Genomic DNA, 15,379 nt, shown 5'->3' on the forward strand with positions numbered 1-15,379 from the left:
GACACGTCGTGATTTGGAATTTACTGTTGACCTTTATGAAAATAGGATTTCTCTCCTTTGGAGGAGGGTACGCGATAATCCCGATGATTCAGCATGAAGCCATGACTGGCGAGTGGTTATCTGAAATGGAATTTCAGGAGGTTGTATCGATCGCAGGGATGGCACCTGGTCCTGTTGCGACCAACAGTGCAACTTTGATCGGATATCGTGTAGCCGGAATTGAAGGAGCGATGGCTTCGACGTTAGGCATGGTTCTACCTTCATTTATTCTCATCATTATTATTTCCATATTCTTTTACCGGGTGAGGGACAGCAAGTGGATTAAAACTTTGTTCTATGGTTTGCGTCCAGTAATTACGGGGTTGATTGCTTATGCTGCGATTCGTTTTGGATTTATGGGCAAGGAGCACGCTTTCCTTACTTGGCAGACACTAGGTACGCTAATCATTGTATTCGCTTCTCTATATGGTCTCATCAAAAATAAACTGCATCCACTTACGATCATTGTTGCTTCAGGATTTCTTGGTGTAGCATTTTTTTAAACAGAGCAGGAACTATCCCCAGATTGGAGATTTGCACATGACAGAGAATATACATGCTTGCTGCTCAGCCAGCCGTAATCAAGTTCTGGGAAAAGGGTACATCGATGGATGTAGAGATAGTAAGTCTGTACAAGGGTTGACAGGTGAGAAAGATTTATCAGGGATGATCCTTATTCCTAGAGGCACTTTTCTTATGGGGACGGATGACAAGGAAGGGTTCCCATCCGATGGAGAAGGACCCGTTAGAAACGTGACGGTCTCTCCTTTTCTGCTGGATACAACGGCGGTTACAAATGAGCAGTTCGCTGCTTTTATTGAGGCAACAAACTATGTTACAGATGCGGAACGGTTCGGCTGGTCTTACGTTTTTCATTCCTTTATTTCTGAAGAGACAGGCAAGAAGGTGACACAAGTGGCCTCTCAAACTCCATGGTGGTGGGTGGTAGAGGGATCAAATTGGCGTCATCCTGAAGGTCCAGATTCTCATGTGGACGAACGCCTTGATCATCCAGTTATCCATATGTCTTGGCATGATGCTGACACATATTGTCGCTGGGCCAGTAAACGTCTTCCGACGGAAGCGGAATGGGAGTATGCCGCACGAGGCGGTCTTATCCAGAAACGATATCCCTGGGGAGATGAATTAAAACTGGGTGGGCAGCATCAATGTAACATTTGGCAAGGGAAATTTCCTGACAAAGATCATGCTAGTGACGGTTATTCAGGTACTGCTCCCGTAAAGTCTTATCTACCAAACGGGTATGGCCTCTACAATATGTCAGGAAATGTATGGGAATGGTGTCAGGACTGGTTTACACCGAGTTATCGCTTGTCAGCCGAATCCATAGACCCAAGAGGGCCATCAAGTGGAATGGCACGGTCCATGCGCGGAGGCTCATATTTATGCCATAAATCCTATTGTAATCGTTATCGGGTGGCGGCCAGAAGCAAGAATACACCGGATAGCTCATCAGGAAATATTGGCTTTCGTTGTGCGGCAGATATCGTTCTTTGATGGCAAAGGTTGCTTCATAGTGAAAACAGACCACCTTCGTGGCAATGTCATTAAGATAAGCTCAAAACAAAACCGAGAATAAAAATGAAATCCGAAACGGCATGGGTAAAAGAACTGTGCCGTTTTTTTTTGCGCAAGCAAGAAAAAAAGCGTACAGCAAACAAAGCGGATGAAATACCCGCTTAAAAAATGTTCATGTGAAACGAATTATGCTACTCTGTAAACGAAGCTAACAGCTGATTTATAGCGAATTTTGCGCGTATTCTTCTGCCCTGGGCGAATGGGTCGAATCGGCAAAATGTTTTTGCGAATCAGTCCTTCAACATCGGGCGGGGATCCATTGTCTCTTGAGTGCAGGAAATGTCTACAAACGTGAACGGCGACCGTGAAGTTGACTTGGTATTGATGCCGTTTATTCATTTGAGAAATGACTACGTGCGAGGTAATCATTTCAGTGAAATTGTACATGATCATTCTTGCGAAAATCTCTTGGGTGATGGACTCTCGCTTCTTTGCGTGAAAACTCGTCAGACCGACTGTGTATTTTAATGCCCTGAAAGAGGTTTCTATACCCCATCGCATGTTATAAATAGACCTGAGTTCATCGGGTGGGAAATCAGTGCTAGAAAGATTCGTAATGACGGTTTCATAAGCGCCACTCGGCAGGACGAAACGAACAACCCGAAAAAAAATGGGATAAAACAAGTTCTCATGCAAATCCAAAAAATCAAAAGTAGACGTGGAAGGGACGAACTTGTAAATTTCGGGATGAGCCTTGATCTCTTTGGTTTGTTTTTTGGTGAGTGTCAGATAAACGTCCATATCAAACGTTCCACCAGAGGGCAAACGCAAGCCTGAAAGAATACCATTAGAATCTAAATCCTTTACCCGAATAACATAGTTCCACCCTTTGCGTTCAATATGCGCAAAATTGTTGTAACTTTCATAACCTCTATCGGCAGTAACAATGGTTTTGTCTTTAATGGAGGAACGGTCAACCATATCTGCTAGTGCTCTTCTCTCGTTACACAACCTTCGTGGCTGAACAATGGCATCCACGTAAAGTCTGCTGCACAAATCATAGGCTGCATTCAAATGCAGAAGGTTATAGCCTTTCGTGTTCGGCTGACTTTGAAAATAGGTGTCCGTATCCGCAGAGTCTGTTGCGATATGCAAATCGGAACCGTCAACAGCAAGTAATCGATACCCTCGGTAGTGCTTGATATCCGTATAGGTTTGCGTAAATTTGTGAAACAAGAATTCCAGAGCTGAAGGCAGGATTTTATTTCTCTGCTGGACAAAAGCAGAAGTGGTCGCGGTGTTTACGTCATAGCCCTGCGATTCTAAGAGTTCCTTATACATGCTGTTCCCACCCATGGAGATCAAGAGTTGCATAACCGTTTCAAAGGGTAGCTTTTTCTTTCGGGTAACATAAGGTGCTGGTGCGGCTGACATTTCTCGTAGAAGGGATGTCAGCGTTTCTTTTAGTGAATTCGCATACTCATTCATTGGCGTAACCTCCTCGTTTTTTCAAGGGGCTACGCCACACATTTCAATCTACTTGTCAAGTTCTATTTCTCAGTTTCGCGCAAAAAAAAGAGCAGGCTATCTTTTCGATAACCTGCTCTTTTCTTAATTTTTGGACCTATGCTTTAACTTAATGACATTAACCTTCGAGGAGGTCTTTTTTATTATTTTGAAAGAAAGACAAGGTAAGATACGGCAATAGTAACTCTAATGTTATAATAGGTACAATTAACCTATACAGATCTAAATGTACATATTGTCTTATACAGGGAGTGCAACTTATGTTCGAAATGACAGGGTACCGAACTTTGGAGTTAATAGGTAATAACATAGATATGCAACTATACAGGTTGGTGCGTCATGAGGACGGGCTGAACGTTATCGCCAAGACGACATGTGATGAATACCCGGGGCCAGTCATGGTTGATGCTTTCCGTTACGAATATGACATACTTACAAAATTGGGTGGCCGAGGTGCAATAGAGGCATATAGCCTGGAGATTATAAAGGATCGACCAATCCTGCTCTTACGGGATACTGGGGGCAATACGCTCCATCAGATATTACGTAAACATAAGAATATATTTGAGCTTCCGTTACAACTTCGCATTGCTTCATCCATAGCCGATTGTCTTATGCAAATTCACCAAGAGAACATTACGCTAAATGAAGTAACCCCAGCTCATCTGATGGTTAATCTCGATACATATGAAGTGAAATTGATTGATATCCGCATGTGTTCAACCGACATAGATAAGAGTCCGCTAGCCGTGTCAAATGGTCGGCCGGATGCTGTGCTCCCTTACATATCCCCTGAACAGACGGGCAGAACAGGAATGATACCCAATTACCGTTCTGACTTCTATTCACTAGGGGTTATTTTATATGAATGGCTGTCGGGGAGTCTGCCTTTCGAGCTTCAAGACGTAGTAGATATCGTATATCGTCATTTGGCTGATACGCCCCAGCCTCTACATTATCGGGATCCTTCTATCCCTGAATCTATCTCTGAAATTGTTGAAAAATGTATGGAGAAGAACCCAAACAAGAGGTATGCTAGCGCGTTTGGGATTAAATCGGATCTGGAAGAAGGGTTAGCAAGACTCCAGTCCTCAGGTCGATTCGAGTCCTTTATACTCGCAAGCCGGGATATTCCAGAGTATTGGACTGTCCCTCCCCAATTCTACGGAAGGCACTCCGAACAACAAAGTTTGCTTGGAGCACTACAGCGGGTATCGAACGGATCTGTAGAGACGGTCTGGGTCAGTGGGAACGTTGGAATAGGGAAGACGACCTTCATAAAGGAAACTATTCGAAAAGTTGTCCCTTTCCCAGAATTCTTCGCTATGGGCAAATTCGATCCATATCATTCCTCGATTCCATATGATATATGGAATCAAGTGATTGGAGATCTGGTTAACCAACTGCTGATGGAAACTAAGTTACAAGCGGAAGTTTGGAGGCTGCGTATTCTGAAGGCCGTAGATGGCTACGGGCAATTGCTAATCGATTTGGTTCCTAGGTTGGAATTGCTGATTGGCCAACAACCTCCCGTACAGCAATTACCTCCTAAGGAAGCTCAGCGTCGAGTTCATTTGATCATGAACCGATTTATCCAACTATTTTCTCAACGTGATCGCCCTTTGGTTTTGTTGCTTGATAATGTGCAGTGGGCGGATGAAGCATCGCTTCAATATCTTACTTATCTGCTAGAGGACAGAGCAACAGAACATCTGCTTATTGTATTGGCTTATCGAGATAGAGAGATTCCTATGCTACATCCGCTCTGCCATTTGGAAAGTTCTCTTATGGAAAGCAGCATAATAATGAATAGAATTTCGCTGAAGGCACTTGAACTAGCTGATATCAAGCAACTTCTAAGTGATGCTATGCATCACGATGTTGCTGATAAGGCTACGGATGAGTTGGCGGTGGTATTGCTTCATAAGACGGATGGGAACCCGTTCTTTCTGAGCGAGTTTCTTCAGGATCTAATGAACGATAAGCAAATAACCTTAGAACCATCAAGCAGGTGCTGGCAATGGGATTTACAGCTCATTGCGGAAATGAACATACCTGATAATGTGGCCGGATATTTATCAGATAAATTACAGCTATTTCCGTACGAGATAGTCTATGTACTTGGCAGGGCTGCATTTCTGGGCAGCCAGTTTGATCTGCTTACACTCTTCGCGATCACCGAACTTCCCATAGAGGAATTGTCAGAGGTGATGGAAATTGCAGTGCAAGAGCGTTTGGTACAGCCGGTTAGCGGCGATGGTAGTGGTAATCTATATCAATTCCAGCATAATCGCATCCAGCAGGCAGCCTATGCCCTTGTTCTTGAGGATGAGCGTCCGACCTTACATTTGAGGATCGGCTCCTTATTAGTCGATCGCTTGAAATCTGGCGATGGAGTAACGGTATTCGAAACGGTTAACCATTTGAATCAGGCTTTGGAAAATATAGATGGTTTCGAACAAAGGATAGAATTGGCGAAGTTGAATTTGCAGGCGGGTTTGAAGGCAAAGCAATCGACTGCTTACGAAACGTCATTGAGATATTTACGCCATGCTACAGCACTGTTGGATGACGATTGTTGGGATAAAAACTATACGTTGGCGTTCCGATCTTTCCGGGAACGGGCGGAAGTGGAGTATTTATGCTCTCACTTTAAGACGACAAATGAGTTATTTGATCTGTTGATCAGCAAGGCGACAACCCATTTGGACAAGGCGCTCGTTTATACTATGAAAATTCAATTGGAGTCATCCGATGATAATTATAAGGAAGTCATTTCCTTAGGCCATACAACATTGCAATTATTGAATGTACTTCACAATTTTGAGCCAAGTTCGCTCGAATTGACTCTCCAATGGCTGCGGTTAAGTCGTAAGATTCGGAAGCATAAGATTGGAATGCTGAATAATTTGCCAACGATGACCGATGAAGCTCGCAAAGTAGCTATGTCTGCATTGGTACATACAAGCAACGCCTGCTTTTTTATAAACAAGAAGGGCTGGCTCGCTTCCGTTTTCACCATGGTCGAAATAACACTGGACTACGGCATGACGCCTGAAGCTTCAATCGGGTTTATAGGATATGCTATGTTTCAGTATTATCATTTTCGTCATGATGAGGAAGCTTTTAAGTGGGGCATGCTTGCGTGTAACATATCGAAACCATATCCAACACTTTATGTGAAGACGCTTTCTTCACTTGCCTTGTGTCACGATAGTTGGCGACGATATGACCACACGATGCTTGAAACGTTTACCGAGCATGCCGGCAAAGTGGGATTGGAATCTGGAGATTTGTGGCATGGGAATCAGAGCGTGCTGATTAATTGTGCTTCGCTCCTGCAATTCGGTCATCCGCTCGGGCAGATTTATGAACGGTTAATTGCGCATTCGGGCTACCTCCTTAGACAAAATAATAGCCTGCATTGGAAGCAAGCGACAGTTATTGCCGCTCTTCTCACCCGCTTGACGGGATACCGCTCACCAGATGACCCATTTGAGGCAACAGATATTAATTGGGGGGAATTTGCTGAATCGGTTCATGGAGATGAGTTTCATATGATTGAAGAACTTGTCTGCTCTCTGCAATATGTACCCGGTTATTTGTTCGGTCAGTACCACGATGCGAATGCGGCTTTGATGAAGGCGGCTGCCATTTTGGAGTCGCGTGGTGACAACATCGAGAATGTAGCTCAATACACGTATGAGTCTTTAGTCTGGGCCCAACTTTATGAAGAAGCTACAGCCCAGAAACAAAACGAATATTGGGTCAACCTACGCAAGTGTCTAAAAAAAATGAAGCAGTTCGCCAAGCGGTGCCCAGAGAATTATCAGCACAAATATTTAATGATCAAAGCTGAAATGGCCAGGTTGAAGGGGAAGAATCGCCAAGCTGAAGAGTTATACGAACAATCAATTGAGGCTGCACATAAATATGGTCTAATCCATGACTTAGCAATGATCGCAGAGTGCTACGGTAGATATGGTCTTAACCAAGGCAAGCTACAGCTAGCAAAGATCTATATGACTGAAGCGTATGAAGCCTATATCAAGTGGGGTGCGATGGCGAAAGCGGTGGATATGGAACACAAATATGGCCATCTTCTGCACGTGAGTAAAGGGTCGGACTTGGAGAAAGTAGATTATCTCTCTGTTGTTATGTCCATACAAGCGTTAACAGAAGAGATGGAGATGAGCCGTTTGTTGGACACGCTGATGCGTATTATGCTTCACAATGCGGGTGCAGACTCCGGAGCGATCATTTTCGACCATGACGGTAAATGGGTTGTTGAAGCTTACGGAACATCAGAGGAGCAACATATCAAGTCAGTCCAGATTGAGGACGAGTCAGATTTGGTTCCAGCGGCCATTATCGGATATGCGGCAAGAACGAGAGAGGAAGTCGTGCTGCATGATGCGGCCAAAGAAGGGATATTTGTCCGAAACTCGTATGTAAGGAACAAGGCATTGAAATCAGTTCTCTGCCTGCCGATTATGCATCAGAATAAGTTAATTTGTTTGCTCTATTTGGAGAATAATCTGTCAGCGGGCGTATTCACTCCAGAGCGGTTGGATGTGTTGAAGATGCTCGGCTCTCAATGTGCTATCTCCATTGCAAATGCCCAGCTATACTCGGGGATACAGTATCTTAAAGATAGCTTGGAGGATCAAGTTGAAGAAAGGACTCGCAGATTAGAGCAATCGATGCGTGAGACAACCTTGGCTCTGGCGGAAGTCTCCGTGTATGAGGAGAGAAATCGTATCGCTGAAGAAATTCATGATATTGTCGGGCACACGCTCACATCGACGATTCTTCAGATCGAAGCGGGGAAAAGGCTACTTTACAAAGATACGGAGGGCGCTTCGATACGGCTGAAAGAGGCGCAGGATCTTATTCGACACAGTCTGAATGAAATCCGTGGTTCTGTTCATTTGTTGAAAGAGGACAAGTATGCCGATCTCGGAGGTATGTTGATTCAGCTTATTCGAGATGCGGAGCGGAATACGGGAGTTGTCATCCATACGGCTATTCGTGATTTGCCCGAGTTGACGACAGCCCATAAGAAGACGATCTATCATGCGCTGCAGGAAGGCTTGACCAATGGGATGAGGCACGGAGGGAGTAGGGAATTCCATTTCAAGCTGGGGATTGTCGAGTCGAATTTGCAATTTAGACTAGAAGATCGTGGAATTGGTACGAGCAATATTACGATGGGATTTGGATTGAAATCGATGAAAGAGCGTGCTGAACAGCTGGGCGGTAGCTTATCTATCGACTCCGGGCCTAACCAAGGCCTTTTGTTGACGATGGATCTGCCGTACCCGATGCGATGAATTGGGGATAGAAAATGGATAAGATAACGATTGTGATCGCTGACGATCAGATGTTGACCCGGGAAGGACTCAGAACCATTTTGGATTTGGAAGATGATTTTGAGGTGATAGGCTTAGCTAAGAATGGACAAGAGGCTTGCGAAATGGTGGAATCGCTACATCCTGATCTGGTACTGCTAGATATTCAGATGCCAGTTATGGACGGAATTAGTGCGTTGAAGCGAATTAAACGGAGCTGTCCTGATATATTCATCTTGATTTTGACTACCTTTATAGATGCAGATTACATAATAGAAGGAATGGCGTATGGCGCTAGTGGATATATGCTGAAGGATATGGACGGGGATAAAATGATTGCTTCGATCCGCGACACAGTATCAGGCCAGTTTATTCTTCCAGCTGCAGTGGCGGCCAAATTGGCGGCAAGGCTGAATAGATTTACGGAAGATTATGAAGACTTACCAACATCCAGATTGGAACACATCAAGCTGACAGAGCGGGAAGAGGAATTGGCACAGCTTATAATCAAAGGATTGAACAATCGTGAAATTGCGGATGCGCTGCATATTGCCGAAGGTACAGCTCGTAACTATATTAGCAATCTGTATGGAAAATTGGAGGTCGTTGACCGGGCGCAAGCGATCATTCGGCTTCATGCTATTATGTGATTTTGTAGAAGCTATTAATAGGATGCAAACATTTATAGTATAATTTTGGTAGAACATCAATAGAAGGGAAGATCATATGCCTTATTGTAAAGTTGCAAACGCCGATATTTACTATGAAGATCTGGGAACAGGTATCCCGATTATTATGATACATGGATTTTCTCCTGATCATAGACTAATGAGCGCATGCATGGAACCTATCTTTAGCGATCGAAATGGATGGAGAAGAATCTATATTGACCTTCCAGGAATGGGGATGACAAGGGATTATGACGATATCCACAATGCGGATGAAATGCTGGATGCCGTGTTGTCACTTATTGAATCTTTGATTAAGGATCAAACCTACTTGCTTATAGGCGAATCATATGGTGGTTACTTGGCTAGGGGGATCCTGGCGAAACAAAAGGAAAGGGTGGGAGGTGCTGCATTTATTTGTCCAGTCATTTTACCCCATCACGAGGACAGAATAGTACCTAATCATGCTGTATTACATAGAGATAACGGGTTCCTTGCCACATTAACAGAGGAAGAAGTCACAGATTTTAGCTCTAATCAAGTGGTTCTTGATGAGTATAATTGGTGCAGATATAAAAATGAGGTTTTGGCCGGATGTCAAATTGCAGATGATCATTTTTTGGCTATAATCAAGAAACAATATGGATTTTCATTTCGCATAGACCAGATGGAATTTGAGAAACCGAGTATTTTTTTATTAGGCAAACAAGATTCTGTAGTGGGTTATAAAGATGCCTTTGAAATATTAGAAAAGTTCCCAAGAGGAACATTTGCTGTATTAGATAGAGCAGGGCATAATTTGCAAATAGAGCAGGCACAAGTCTTTAATTCACTAATTAGCGAGTGGTTGGACAGAGTTGAAAGCTATCATGTATAGATGGAGAATGCCTATATAATAGTTGTCGATAAGTGTCTGGGGGATGGAAATAATGAAGAAACTTATAGTTATGTTGGTTATCGTTTGTTTAATGCTTACGGCATGTAAGGACAAAGAGGTAGTTTCCCAACAAGAAACTCTAGAAGATTCGCAAACGACCCAATTAGAGCATAATAATTCTGCAGTGCAAATTCCCGTAATAACTGAAGCTGATGTGCTTACTATTCGCAAGAAGGCGAATCAAGTAGAGAACGATATCTTCGTGTCATCTGATTCTTGGAGCTGTAGTGAAAATGATGAAGGGAAGATAGCTATCCTGCATGAACCAGACACCCAATTTGATATCTATTATATGTGTGAGAAGTTTAATACGAAGGACAAGATTATAAACTATCTTACAACCGCACTTACTGTAATGAATGCGCAAGAACAGCTTCGTTCAAGAACGGATAGTGGACTATTTGCTGAAATTAATGGGGCAATGGGTATAGCACCTTGGGAGGGAGTAGACGGAACGGATTGGAACACGGCAAAGGTGATCGATTTTGCTATAGGAGATCAGAGCGTGGATGCAGTAATACAGGTTTTTGATGCGGCTGATGATTCCTACGATACATATGAAGGACATTATATTTATGAGAATGGTTGGAAGGAAGATACTTTCAATTTCATGACTACAGACGAGGATACGAACGTTGACAGAGAAGAACTCGTTTCGATTGATACATTAAAAGGAACTGTCAAGGTACCAAGAGGATTATTGAGTTTTTTAAATGATTTGGATGATGACAAAAATAATAGTCTTATTCAAATATTAAGCAAGGATATGGATGAAGATGGGAATATAGAGTATGTTGTAAGTTTTGGCCCGGATAAGGAAATATATGATACAAACTATGTGATCCGTGACACGCAGTCTAATTACCAACTGTTGAAACCTGGAATAGAATCTGGGGGCTATTATATCTATGATATTAACCTGATTAATCTAGAGAGCTCTAGACAAAGTTATATCTATACCGGCATTACAAATGGTGCTTTCCTTGAAGGCGCAGGGGTTTATGGCATTAGTGATAGCGAGGTCAATCAACTCTATTATGGAGCCTCAGCTACGGGGTCGGGAGAGGATCTATTAGAGGATGGTAGCAACGATGGCGTGTTCGATAAGGCTGTCGCATATAGACATTTCTCGCGTTTTGAGAGGATAAGTACGAGCAATTGGAATGGTCAAAGCTTTGACGAGCCTGTTGATTCGTATAAGAATGATGAGAGCGGATTTGTCTATCCGAAGAGTACTGAGGATTTAATCGAAACTTATATTGAAGCTGTATTTTTGGGTGCAAAGGAAGAAACTGACCAAATGACATCCCCCGAGATGGTTAGTGATTTTGATATCCTATCGGTGTTTGAAGATACTAGTGAGTTTTACTACTTTATGGCCTTTGATGACGTTGAATACAAGGTAATAATGGCTGATAAAGAAACTAAAATAATGACCATGACTAAAGAAAATGTGGTCGTGCAGTTTACGCTCATTTTTGATGGCGGGGATCAACAGTGGAAAATATCTTCTATTGAGGGGGCATCATAACAAGGTAATTAACGGAAAAGGGTGCCTATTCTTTTATTTAGGACGGCGTTTGGTCAAGCGAATATACATGAAAATCGCAGCGATTATCATACCAAACATACCGATGCTACTAGCTGATTCAGGCGTCATCCCAAATAGAATGCAAAGGTTAGTAACCAAACCTCTCGTAAGCAGCGCGACTATAATTAGCATTAGTGGACGCATAATGTTGTAACCTCTCATCTCCAACAACACTCCTATCTATTCTCTCGAATTGTGACCTTTGTTTAATCTAATAGATGCTATTATATCACAAGTAGTAACCGCATACATTTCTTAATTGAGCTGTTCAATTCATAAAAATCATTCTATTAACCCTTAATTGAGTGGGCTCGAATGGTAGTAACAAGCTGTTTGAAAGAGTACTTATGATTTACCATGTCCACTGTGAAATCTTCTGCAGTTTTCTGCTCCATTTTAAAGAGGAATCCATTATATCTAAGAAAAATAACGAGCGCCGTAAAAGCTGTTCTTTTATTAGCATTATGAAATGGATGGTTTTGGCCTAGAGATTCAAACAATGCTGCCGCCTTTTCATAGATCGATGGATAGGCATCTTTTTCAAATGCCGAAGACTGAGGTCGCATTATAGCCGATTCAAGCAGACTGGAGCTTTTTACGCCAATCTGCTCTCCCTCACTATATCTCTGTATCATGGCAAAGTTAATCGCAATAGTTTCTTGAATGGACAAGTAACGTATTTTCATCTGTCTTTTAATCCTTTCAAGGTTTGGTCGTATTCACTAAGTACTTCAGATAGATTTTCAAAAAAATCAGCACTGATCCCATCGGGTAATGATACTTTATTGGCCTTTTTGATTACAATTTCTCCACTGCCAGGATTAACTTCAATTTGAACAGCGTCACCTTGTTCAAGACCGATTTCTTTTAATGCATCTGTCATTGTGATTCCGAGGCTATTTCCGAACTTTGTTACTTTCCGCTCCATTTGACTCACCTTACCCATCCTTATTATCCTCCTTAATTATACTATTCAACTGTTATAACAATTATACATGAATTATTCGGATTGGGATTACCTTTGGGTCAAAATATATTATGTAGTGCTGTGGACACGGTTGGGTGTCCATTTTTGTTTGCTCACAATTGTCACAGGACTCTGCTATAAATTTTCCCCTCATGGTAAACAATAACAGCAAACTATGATATAGGAGGACGTATCAGTATGACCAAAACAATGGATCTCATTATGTTCAGTGGGGAATATGACAAGGCGATGGCTGCGCTCATTTTAGCGAATACGGCTCGGGAGATGGATGTGGAAGTGAATATATTCTTTGCGTTCTGGGGATTATCTTTGATTCGTGATCCAGAGAGTATGTCTAACGATGATAAAACTTTGTACGAAAAAATGTTTTCATTCATTTCGCCCAAAGGTCCTGAGGATCTACCCTTATCCAAAATGAACTGGGCCGGTGTAGGCAAGCGAATTCTATTGGATATGATGGACGACGATCACGCACCACGATTGATTGATTTTCTTAAGGGTGCTCGAAAAAAACAAGTTAATTTCTATGCATGCAAACTGTCCGTGGAAGTCATGGGGTTTAAGCAGGAGGAATTTCTCCCTGAAGTTAAGATTGTTGAAGCTAAAGATTTTCTCAAGGGCGCTCTTGAATCTAATATACAGATGTTTATTTGACCCGCATTAACCCAATTCTTTCACTGGGCATACATTAGAGTAGCGATATGTCGGGGGGAGAACACCATTGCTTCAAGCGCGAATTGGAAGTGAGTCCTACTGTGTCAGTGGATTGGAGACGTACTTCTATCCTTTTAGAAAACAAATGATCGGAATCGATCAGACTTTCATGACGGCATATGGTAAAAAGGGGATACTGTATGCCGACTGGATGGCTAGCGGTCGACTTTTTCGGCCCATTGAGAACAAACTTACAGATGTGTATGGGCCATTTGTTGCCAATACGCATACGGAATCGAATGTGACGGGAACGACCATGACTCTGGCTTATAAGCATGCACGGGATATTATTAAGAGTCATGTTCATGCGGATGAATGTGACGTATTGCTAACAGGTGGTTCAGGAATGACGGCGATGGTGAATAAGCTGCAGCGTTTACTTGGGCTAAAAGTACCTAACCATTTGCGAGAAAAACTTCTATTGCCTGAAGAGGAACGTCCGATCATTTTTGTGACGCATATGGAGCATCACTCGAATCAATTATCATGGATGGAAACGATCGGTGATGTGGTTATTGTTGAACCGGACCAGCAGGGCTTAGTAGATCCTGAGCAACTTGAACGGAAGCTCCGGGATTATCAGAATCGTAAGTTCAAGATCGGTGCGTTCACTGCATGCTCTAATGTGACAGGTGTTCAAACTCCCTATCATGCACTTTCTCGGAAAATGCACGAATACGGAGGACTATGTTTTATCGATTTTTCTGCATCTGCGCCATATGTCGACATTAATATGCATCCTGCTCATCCGCTGGAGAAGCTGGATGCTATTTATTTTTCCCCGCATAAATTTTTGGGCGGGCCTGGCGCTAGTGGCGTTCTAATCGTTGATTCAAGATTGATCTCAAGTCCAGTTCCTGACCATCCTGGAGGAGGAACCGTACTTTGGAGTAACCCATGGGGCGGTAAACGTTATAACTGGGATATGGAATCGCGTGAGGATGGGGGTACTCCGGGTTTTCTACAGACGATTAGAACTGCACTATGTATTACATTAAAAGAAAAAATGGGTACGCAGCAAATGCAGCATAGAGAGTGGGAGATGCTCGACATTCTTCTACCCAAGCTGGGAAGAATCCACGGCCTGCATGTGCTCGACGGACATATTAGCGAACGAAAGGGCATTGTTTCTTTTTATCTGGAGAATATTCATTATAATTTGATGGTCCGTCTACTTAATGATCGGTACGGCATTCAAACAAGGGGAGGCTGTTCCTGCGCAGGAACATTTGGGCACTATTTATTTAACTTGAATCAGACCGTGTCCAAACAAATTACGGATACCATTGATACAGGGGATTTGTCGTATAAACCCGGCTGGGTACGTATTTCGCTTCATCCTATTATGACAAACAGTGAGATAGAGTACATCATTCACGCGATCAGAGATATTATGCAGAATATTGAAGAATATAGGAAGGACTACGTCTATCACCCGGGTAATAATGAATTCCATCATGTGAAGTCGGTGTCCAATCCGCCGATTGAGCAATGGTTCTCATGGTAGGAGTGTTTTGAGTGGATGCTCCGTGAATGGAACGTTCCTTCAATCGCTACGGTCTCCAAATTTCTGGATTGAAACCGTGTAACGGTTGAAATTAGGAGACCAAGCGTATGCTTCCGAAGTAGCTTTCCAAAGGAAAGCTTTTAGGCGACCGCTAACGCTTTTCCGAAATCGTTCCATCCTCTACGCTACTTCGAACATGAATTGTCACAATTTTACATATAAAACAATGCAAAGAAGTCGCCTCTTTCTGTAGAATGGAAGTAACATCGCCATTCCAAAAGGGGCGACTTCTTTGTACATTTAATAGACTATGGAGTATTTCCCTGCCAATCGATTTGGAAGATGATTCATCAGAACCACCTTGTTTATTACATGAGGTTGAGAAGTCGGAGATTTAAGATTACTTATTCTGGATGAATCCTATGAAACGATAATATGTAGTTTTAACAGAGAGCTCATTTTCTCATACAGCAACAGTCGCAAAATGATAGTCATATGTTATGAAGTCTAGATCCATA

General features: G+C 42.6%; 12 protein-coding genes. 8 read left to right on the top strand and 4 right to left on the bottom strand.

Translation table 11 applies throughout. The features are described from left to right. The first annotated feature begins 8 nt into the window (after positions 1-8). Together NST85_RS02005 and NST85_RS02010 are read left to right on the top strand one after the other, a co-directional pair. Positions 9-542 (top strand): chromate transporter, encoded by a 534-nt coding sequence (locus NST85_RS02005; RefSeq protein WP_341188392.1) that lies wholly within the window; start codon positions 9-11, stop codon positions 540-542. A 37-nt stretch (positions 543-579) separates the two neighbouring features. Next, on the top strand, positions 580-1,557 hold the full coding sequence (locus NST85_RS02010; RefSeq protein WP_341188393.1) for a formylglycine-generating enzyme family protein: 978 nt from the start codon (positions 580-582) through the stop codon (positions 1,555-1,557). 207 nt (positions 1,558-1,764) lie between these two features. Here NST85_RS02010 and NST85_RS02015 read toward each other — a convergent pair whose 3' ends face one another. Further along, positions 1,765-3,066, bottom strand: coding sequence for an IS4 family transposase (locus NST85_RS02015; protein WP_341188394.1), 1,302 nt, complete (start codon positions 3,064-3,066; stop codon positions 1,765-1,767). 299 nt (positions 3,067-3,365) lie between these two features. Between NST85_RS02015 and NST85_RS02020 the strand changes: the two genes are divergently transcribed. The 4 genes from NST85_RS02020 to NST85_RS02035 all read left to right on the top strand — a co-directional run bounded on the left by NST85_RS02020 (position 3,366) and on the right by NST85_RS02035 (position 11,592). Further along, complete coding sequence (locus NST85_RS02020; RefSeq protein WP_127193152.1) at positions 3,366-8,438, top strand: AAA family ATPase; 5,073 nt, start codon at positions 3,366-3,368, stop codon at positions 8,436-8,438. A 14-nt stretch (positions 8,439-8,452) separates the two neighbouring features. Further along, the gene (locus tag NST85_RS02025; RefSeq protein ID WP_127193151.1) at positions 8,453-9,106 is read left to right on the top strand and encodes a response regulator transcription factor; all 654 of its coding nucleotides are present in this window, start codon (positions 8,453-8,455) and stop codon (positions 9,104-9,106) included. Positions 9,107-9,182: 76 nt separating this feature from the next. Then, the gene (locus NST85_RS02030) at positions 9,183-10,001 is read left to right on the top strand and encodes an alpha/beta fold hydrolase (RefSeq protein ID WP_127193150.1); all 819 of its coding nucleotides are present in this window, start codon (positions 9,183-9,185) and stop codon (positions 9,999-10,001) included. Positions 10,002-10,053: 52 nt separating this feature from the next. Continuing rightward, on the top strand, positions 10,054-11,592 hold the full coding sequence (locus NST85_RS02035) for a DL-endopeptidase inhibitor IseA family protein (protein WP_341188395.1): 1,539 nt from the start codon (positions 10,054-10,056) through the stop codon (positions 11,590-11,592). Positions 11,593-11,625: 33 nt separating this feature from the next. Here the strand turns inward: NST85_RS02035 and NST85_RS02040 are convergent, their stop codons facing one another. The 3 genes from NST85_RS02040 to NST85_RS02050 form a co-directional block, all read right to left on the bottom strand. Further along, positions 11,626-11,814 (bottom strand): hypothetical protein, encoded by a 189-nt coding sequence (locus tag NST85_RS02040; protein WP_127193148.1) that lies wholly within the window; start codon positions 11,812-11,814, stop codon positions 11,626-11,628. Between the two features lie 128 nt (positions 11,815-11,942). Beyond that, complete coding sequence (locus tag NST85_RS02045) at positions 11,943-12,338, bottom strand: type II toxin-antitoxin system death-on-curing family toxin (protein WP_127193147.1); 396 nt, start codon at positions 12,336-12,338, stop codon at positions 11,943-11,945. Then, the gene (locus NST85_RS02050) at positions 12,335-12,598 is read right to left on the bottom strand and encodes an AbrB/MazE/SpoVT family DNA-binding domain-containing protein (RefSeq protein WP_127193146.1); all 264 of its coding nucleotides are present in this window, start codon (positions 12,596-12,598) and stop codon (positions 12,335-12,337) included. Before NST85_RS02050 ends, NST85_RS02045 begins: the two co-directional genes overlap by 4 nt. Before the next feature lie 219 nt (positions 12,599-12,817). On the opposite strand from NST85_RS02050, the gene NST85_RS02055 reads away from it, so the two are divergent. Continuing rightward, positions 12,818-13,294: a DsrE/DsrF/DrsH-like family protein gene (locus tag NST85_RS02055; RefSeq protein ID WP_127193145.1), complete on the top strand. Its 477-nt coding sequence runs from the start codon at positions 12,818-12,820 to the stop codon at positions 13,292-13,294. Between the two features lie 67 nt (positions 13,295-13,361). Further along, positions 13,362-14,861: an aminotransferase class V-fold PLP-dependent enzyme gene (locus tag NST85_RS02060; protein WP_127193144.1), complete on the top strand. Its 1,500-nt coding sequence runs from the start codon at positions 13,362-13,364 to the stop codon at positions 14,859-14,861. The last annotated feature ends 518 nt before the right edge of the window (positions 14,862-15,379 follow it).

The sequence above is a fragment of the Paenibacillus sp. FSL K6-2524 genome, from assembly GCF_038005525.1.
Classification (GTDB): Bacteria; Bacillota; Bacilli; order Paenibacillales; family Paenibacillaceae; genus Fontibacillus; species Fontibacillus anaericanus.

Coding starts and splice junctions, on each gene's coding strand:
- NST85_RS02010 (WP_341188393.1), top strand. CDS start 580: ATGACAGAGAATATACATGCTTGCTGCTCAGCCAGCCGTAATCAAGTT.
- NST85_RS02045 (WP_127193147.1), bottom strand. CDS start 12,338: ATGAAAATACGTTACTTGTCCATTCAAGAAACTATTGCGATTAACTTT.
- NST85_RS02050 (WP_127193146.1), bottom strand. CDS start 12,598: ATGGGTAAGGTGAGTCAAATGGAGCGGAAAGTAACAAAGTTCGGAAAT.
- NST85_RS02055 (WP_127193145.1), top strand. CDS start 12,818: ATGACCAAAACAATGGATCTCATTATGTTCAGTGGGGAATATGACAAG.
- NST85_RS02035 (WP_341188395.1), top strand. CDS start 10,054: ATGAAGAAACTTATAGTTATGTTGGTTATCGTTTGTTTAATGCTTACG.
- NST85_RS02015 (WP_341188394.1), bottom strand. CDS start 3,066: ATGAATGAGTATGCGAATTCACTAAAAGAAACGCTGACATCCCTTCTA.
- NST85_RS02025 (WP_127193151.1), top strand. CDS start 8,453: ATGGATAAGATAACGATTGTGATCGCTGACGATCAGATGTTGACCCGG.
- NST85_RS02020 (WP_127193152.1), top strand. CDS start 3,366: ATGTTCGAAATGACAGGGTACCGAACTTTGGAGTTAATAGGTAATAAC.
- NST85_RS02030 (WP_127193150.1), top strand. CDS start 9,183: ATGCCTTATTGTAAAGTTGCAAACGCCGATATTTACTATGAAGATCTG.
- NST85_RS02040 (WP_127193148.1), bottom strand. CDS start 11,814: ATGAGAGGTTACAACATTATGCGTCCACTAATGCTAATTATAGTCGCG.